Raw genomic sequence first — 5,445 nt, 5'->3', positions numbered from 1 at the left:
ATATTATAAATATTATTTAATAATTAAATAATTTAAAAATCCCTTATAAAAAAATCAAAACTTCCTTTCGGCGCCATTAGACTTCTTTCTAAAATCAAACTTAATGCTTCTAATTTGCGTTTTTTCTCCTCTTTATTCCAAGAAAAAATACCTGGGTCAAGTAAAAAAGTGAAAATAGATAAAATTATCTCTGATACTTCTAAAGTATATTCACATTTAAATATCCCTTCTTCCACTCCTTGTTGAAATATTTCTGCAATAATGGGAGAAAGTGAAGTAAGTATTTCTGCAAGAGATTTTTGATGGATTGAAGCATTAAATTGTTGGTGAAGATATTCATCAATTGAAGATTCAACTGTTGATGTTATATAACTTTGAAATAATAGCATCAGTTTTGAAATTGAATCCAATTGACTTTTCTCTACAATAACTTTACATTTGTCTATAATCTGGCTATAAGTTCGTTCAACTACTGCATCAAATATTTCATCCTTAGATTTAAAATAATAATATATACTTCCTTTTCCAATACCTGCTCTTCTTGCAATATCACTAACTGAACAAGTTGCTCCTTTTTCTTCTCTTAATAATTCTTGCATGGCATTTAAAATCAACTCTTTTTTGTCCATATACTCACCATCCTTATTTTGTATTATAACACAGTATCAAAAAGTTGACCACTGGTCGAAAATATGATACAATATAAAAAACTTGACCACTGGTCGAAAAATATTTTTAAATAATTTTTATTTATAGCAATATCTTTTTTATAATTACATAGCTGAAATCTACTTAGTTGTCTAAGATACATTTACATTAAAAATTATTTAAATTTGGGAGGATAATTTTATGAACGAAACAGCACTTTCGCACTATGGTAATTGGATTGGTGTAATTATCTGGATATTAATTTATGGAATCTTTCTATTTTTTCTACCCTTTTATAAAAAAAGTCAAAGAAAGCCCACTACAGCCTATCTAGCATTTATAATAGCTTACGCCCTTGAAATGTTTGGTATACCAATGAGTATGTACTTTGTAGCATGGTTTTTTGGCAAACAACTACCAGATGGTGTATTGTGGGGACATACACTAAATCAATACATTGGTCATTTTGGAATGTATATATGTATAATTTTAAACATTATTGGTGCTTTACTAGTAGTTTTAGGTTGGAGAACAATATACAAGAAATATTGGAAGTACAAAGATGGAAAAGGAAAGTTAGTAACAACAGGAATTTATCATTATGTAAGACATCCACAATATACAGGATTCTTACTAATAACACTTGGAATGATATTTGAATGGGCAACAATACCTCTTTTAATTATGTGGCCTATACTAGTAATTGTATATTATAGATTAGCAAAGAAAGAAGAAAAAGACATGATAAATGAATTTTCAAACAATTATATTGTTTATCGCAACAAAACAGGTATGTTTCTTCCTAAAATACGATTAAAAAAACATGGACAATATACAGAAACAAAATCTTAATTCTTACAGTTTGATATAAATAAAAAAGGGATACTATTTTTTAATAGTATCCCTAATTATTATCAAATTATATCTTAAATAAGCATTATAATACTCTAATTATTATTCAGCTAATTTTTTGTATCCTTCATATCTTTCTTTAGCATCAGCTTCAGCTTTTGCAAATAATCCATCAGCTTCTTCTGGGAATTGTTTAGCTATAGCAGAGTATCTTACTTGTGCAAGTATGAAATCTCTGAAGCTTGCAGTTGGTTCCTTAGAATCTAAAGTGAATGGGTTTTTACCTTCAGCTTTTACTTCTGGATTGAATCTGTATAAATGCCAGTATCCGCAAGCAACAGCTTGTGCTTCGTTAGCTACAGTTCTTCCCATACCTTCTTTTAATCCATGATTTATACATGGAGCATAAGCTATTATTAAAGATGGTCCATCATGTTTTTCAGCTTCTAGAACAGCTTTGATAAATTGGTTTTTATCAGCACCCATAGCAACTTGAGCTACATATACGTTTCCGTAAGTCATAGCCATCATACCTAGGTCTTTCTTTCTAGATTGTTTACCTGCTGCAGCAAATTTAGCCATGGCAGCAGCTGGAGTAGCTTTAGAAGCTTGACCTCCTGTATTTGAATATACTTCTGTATCAAATACAAGTACATTTACATTTTCACCAGATGCAAGAACATGGTCTAATCCACCATAACCGATGTCATATGCCCAACCATCTCCACCTAGTATCCATTGAGATCTCTTAACTAGATAATCTTTTCTATCTCTTATAGCTTTTACTAATTCTTTAGCTTTTTCATCTGTGCAATCACAAGCTGGTTTTTCTAATAATTCAACAACTTTAGCACTTGCTACTTTAGAAGCTTCTCCATCATTTCTAGAATCTAACCATTCTGTAAATACTGCTTTAGCATCTTCACAGATATCCATAGAAACTAATTCTGTCATAGCATCTACTATTTTTCCTCTTATTTGTTTAACAGCTGTGTACATACCAAATCCGTATTCAGCATTATCTTCAAATAAAGAGTTTGCCCAAGATGGACCTTTGCCTTCATGGTTACAAGTATAAGGAGTTGAAGGTGCAGAAGCTCCCCATATAGAAGAACATCCAGTAGCATTAGCTATCATCATTCTATCTCCATATAATTGTGTAACTAACTTAATGTATGCAGTTTCTCCACATCCAGCACATGCTCCTGAGAATTCCATTAATGGTTGTCTAAATTGACTTCCTTTAACAGTGTTTGCAGGCATAACATCAACTTTTGGAGCTACATCTTCAGGATTTACTGCAAATGCCCAGTTATCTAACTCTGTATCAAGTTGAGTATCTATTGGTTTCATAACTAAAGCTTTTTCTTTAGCTGGACATATATCAGCACAGTTTCCACATCCTGTACAATCTAGTGGACTAACTTGAATTCTATATTTTAATCCTTCTAATCCTTTACCTAATGCTTTTTTAGCTTCAAATCCTTTTGGAGCATTAGCTAATTCTTCTTCTGTAACTAAAACTGGTCTTATACATGCATGAGGACATATAAAAGAACATTGGTTACATTGGATACAGTTATCCAATACCCATTCAGGAACATCAACAGCTATACCACGTTTTTCATAAGCTGAAGTACCACAAGGGAATGTTCCATCTTCTATACCATTGAATGTACTTACTGGTAAGTTATTACCTTCTTGTGCAGTCATTGGTCTTAATATATTTCTTATAAATTCTGGTTCTTTAACTTCTTCTTTATCTGCATCAACAGCATTTGCCCAAGAAGCTGGAACTTCAACTTTAACTAAAGCATTTATTCCTGCATCAACAGCAGCATAGTTCATGTTAACTATCTTTTCACCTTTTTTACCATAAGCTTTAACTATAGAATCTTTTAAGTATTTAACAGCATCTTCTTCTGGTATTATTTCAGCTAATTTAAAGAATGCAGATTGCATTATCATGTTTATTCTATTTCCAAGACCTATTTCTTGTCCTAGTTTAACAGCATTAACTGTATAGAATTTTATATCATTTTTAGCTATATATTGTTTCATGTGAGCTGGTAAGTTTTCTTCAATTCCTGCTTGATCCCATATAGTGTTAAGTACAAATGTACCACCTTTTTTAAGACCTTTTAATAAATCATATTGATAAACATATGATTGTTTATGACAGGCAATATAGTCAGCTTCATCTATTAAATAAGTAGCTCTTATTGGAGTATCACCAAATCTTAAGTGAGACATAGTTATACCACCAGATTTTTTAGAGTCATAATCAAAGTAAGCTTGAGCATATTTTTCAGTATGGTCACCGATTATTTTTATAGCTTGTTTGTTAGCTCCAACAGTACCGTCAGAACCTAATCCCCAGAACTTACATCTTATAGTTCCTTTAGAAGCTATTTTAATTGATTCAGATGGAGTTAAAGAAGTATTAGTTACATCATCAACTATACCTACTGTAAATCCATTCTTAGGTTGTTCTGAAACTAAGTTATCAAAAACAGTTTTTATATCTGAAGGAGTAGTATCTTTTGAACCTAATCCGTATCTTCCACCTATTATCATAGGAGCATTTTCTTTTCCATAGAATACATCACGTACATCTAAGTATAATGGTTCACCAGTTGAACCTGGTTCTTTAGTTCTATCAAGCACACATATTCTTTCAACAGTAGATGGCACAGCATCTAAGAAATGTTTCATTGAGAATGGTCTGTATAAATGAACTTTAACTAAACCATATTTTTCTCCCTTAGCATTTAAGTAATCTATAGTTTCTTCTATTGTTTCTGTTACAGAACCCATAGCAATTAATATAGATTTAGCATCTTCTGCTCCATAGTAATCAAATAAACTATGTTTTCTACCTGTTAAATCACTCATTTTTTCCATGTATTTTTCAACTATACCTACTATATTTTGATAGTATTTGTTAGAAGCTTCTCTAGTTTGGAAATATATATCTGGGTTTTGAGCAGTACCACGAGTAACTGGATGATTTGGAGATAAAGCATTATCTCTAAATGCTTGAACTGCTTCAAAGTTTAATAAACTTGCATAATCTTCATTTTCTAATAATTCCACTTTTTGGATTTCATGTGAAGTTCTGAATCCATCAAAGAAATGTATAAATGGTAATTTACCTTCTATTGCAGCTAAATGTGCAACAGGTGCTATATCAGCTACTTCTTGAACTGAACCAGAAGCTAATAATACACATCCAGTTTGTCTAGCAGCCATAACGTCTTGATGATCCCCAAATATTGATAAAGCTTGAGATGCTAAAGCACGAGCACTTACATGGAATACTCCTGGTAATAACTCCCCTGCAACTTTATACATGTTAGGTATCATTAATAATAAACCTTGAGATGCTGTAAAAGTAGAAGTTAAAGCTCCACCTTGTAAAGAACCATGGAATGCTCCTGCTGCTCCTGCTTCTGATTGCATTTCAACAACATTAACTTTTTGTCCAAATACATTTTTTCTTCCTTGTGATGCCCACTCATCAACTACTTCAGCCATAGTTGAAGATGGTGTGATTGGGTATATAGCTGCTACATCTGTAAATGCATAGGCAACGTGAGCTGCAGCTGTATTCCCATCAAGTGTTTTCATAAACTTAGCCATAATATGTATCCTCCTTGATAGCTACAATTGTACTTGTTTATAACAAGTCTATTTTTTTATATTTACATATAATTTACACAACAAAAATATAAACACACATAGTCGCGCAAATACTCTATCTTCTAATATAATACTACAGATTGGATAAAATTCCTTTGAAAATTGTAAATTAATTACATATTTAAGTAGATTTTTTTTTAAATTAAATATGTTAAGTTTTTTTCATAATTTTGTATACAATATATAATAAATTAAGTTAGACTTTTCAAACTTTTTTATTTATTTGTATATATTGATATTAGG

At 31.2% G+C, this 5,445-nt stretch carries 3 protein-coding genes; 1 reads left to right on the top strand and 2 read right to left on the bottom strand.

All coding sequences use genetic code 11. The features are described 5' to 3' along the window. Window positions 1-32: 32 nt before the first annotated feature. Complete coding sequence (locus tag KGF52_RS20080) at window positions 33-629, bottom strand: TetR/AcrR family transcriptional regulator (protein ID WP_227841401.1); 597 nt, start codon at window positions 627-629, stop codon at window positions 33-35. Between the two features lie 220 nt (window positions 630-849). On the opposite strand from KGF52_RS20080, the gene KGF52_RS20075 reads away from it, so the two are divergent. Further along, entirely contained in the window at window positions 850-1,500 is a 651-nt protein-coding gene (locus tag KGF52_RS20075) for a methyltransferase family protein (protein ID WP_227841400.1), read from the top strand. Between the two features lie 102 nt (window positions 1,501-1,602). Here the strand turns inward: KGF52_RS20075 and nifJ are convergent, their stop codons facing one another. Continuing rightward, on the bottom strand, window positions 1,603-5,142 hold the full coding sequence (nifJ, locus tag KGF52_RS20070) for a pyruvate:ferredoxin (flavodoxin) oxidoreductase (RefSeq protein WP_227841399.1): 3,540 nt from the start codon (window positions 5,140-5,142) through the stop codon (window positions 1,603-1,605). Between the last annotated feature and the right edge of the window lie 303 nt (window positions 5,143-5,445).

The organism is Clostridioides sp. ZZV15-6597 (genome assembly GCF_020657815.1).
Classification (GTDB): Bacteria; Bacillota; Clostridia; order Peptostreptococcales; family Peptostreptococcaceae; genus Clostridioides.
This window is presented reverse-complemented; position numbering and strand designations above follow the sequence as displayed.

Bases quoted from the DNA above. Each gene is read 5' to 3' on its own strand.
- KGF52_RS20075 (WP_227841400.1), top strand. From the start codon at position 850: ATGAACGAAACAGCACTTTCGCACTATGGTAATTGGATTGGTGTAATT.
- KGF52_RS20080 (WP_227841401.1), bottom strand. From the start codon at position 629: ATGGACAAAAAAGAGTTGATTTTAAATGCCATGCAAGAATTATTAAGA.
- nifJ (WP_227841399.1), bottom strand. From the start codon at position 5,142: ATGGCTAAGTTTATGAAAACACTTGATGGGAATACAGCTGCAGCTCAC.